Here is a 1383-nt window from a genome sequence, read left to right as displayed (position 1 = left end):
GCGCAGGCGCGGCCGCGCGGATCGCCCGCGCGGCCGCTCCGACGATCCCCGCTGCGCCCGCGGCCCTGCCGGCGTCGGGAATGGCCGGCGGCCTTACTGGCTGCCCGGACCCTTCGCGAGGCCGGCCAGGGTGAACAGGTCCACCGACAGCTTGGCGCCGATCACGAAGGCGTCCGGGATCGGCTTCGGGCGGAACGGGAAGCGCGTCTGGTCCGGGTCGATCACGTATTGCAGGTTCGGCATCAGCCGCACCGCCGGGGTGAGCTGGATGCCGTAGCTCAGCTCGAGGATGGTCTGCAGGGATTCGACGTTCCGGGTGCCGAGCCCGAGCGCGCCGCGCGCCGCCCGGATGTTGGCCGTGCCCAGCGGCGAGAGCTTCTCCATGGCGAAGACGAAGCCGAGGGTGTCGTAAGGCCGGCCCGGGACGGTGCCGGTCAGCACGGCGCCGCCCTCCAAGAAGAAGTCCTGGGTCTGCCGGCCGCCGGTCCCGCCGATCGCGACGCCGAAGACCGACAGGCCCTGGACGCCGTTCGGATCCGGCCGCCACACCATCTGGTCGAAGCGGGCATAGACCGCCGAGCGTCCGAACCGGGTCAGCGGATCGAGGCCGCTGAAGACCTGGGCGCCGCCCCGCTGGTCAAATACGGGATCCTTGTAGTCCGATCGGTTGAAGACGACGCCGACGCTGTAGTTGCGCGGCAGCGGATCGTTGCCGAAATTGGTCGAGTAGCCGACCTCCACGGGCACCAGGACTCCGGTGGCCCCGTTGGTCGACCAGTCGATCCCGTTCCGGGTCGGCAGCTGGTCGCGGGGGTTCACCTCGTAGATGCCGGCATGCAGGAATACCGTGTCGTTGATCCAGGCCTTGGCATGGCCGCCCCAGGTCGCGATCGGCCAGTAGGTGAAGTTCGTCAGCTTGAAGATGGATTTCGGTGCGCCGCAGGTCGCGTTGTTCTGGAAGTTGCAGTAGAGCGGCGAGCCCAGGAAGTTGGGGTTTGCGAGAAGCCGGCCGACCTCGATGTCGAGCCGGTTGTCGAGCAACTTCTGCTCGTAGGACAGCAGGGTGAGATGCGCGGTCTGGCCGCCGCCGTAGATCTCCTGCACGCTGCCGTTGAAGCCGATGTCATCCTGCGCCAGGCTCCGGCCGTGGCGCTGGGTGACGACGGTGTGGACGGAGCCGCCGTCGATCCCGGCGAGGCGGCCGAGGTCGGCGTCGAGGCCGAACGCGACCTGGCCGGCATAGGCCGATCCCTGCCGGATGCCGCCGGACGGGTTGGCGGCGAACTCGCCCGTGTAGTTCAGGACCATGCTGATCCCGTTGCCGAGATCGAGGGTGCCCGGCGGCAGGCTGGGCGGCGCCGCGCTGCTGCCCTGCACGTCGAG

General features: G+C 69.5%; 1 protein-coding gene. It reads right to left on the bottom strand.

Annotated elements, in window-relative coordinates; translation table 11 throughout:
- Nucleotides 1-93 precede the first annotated feature (93 nt).
- Nucleotides 94-1383, bottom strand: a 1290-nt coding sequence (locus tag AC1DXK_RS30985) for a carbohydrate porin (RefSeq protein WP_477299708.1), incomplete at its 5' end; no start/stop codon positions are given.

Source organism: Methylobacterium sp. P3_A11, assembly GCF_056403155.1.
This window is presented reverse-complemented; position numbering and strand designations above follow the sequence as displayed.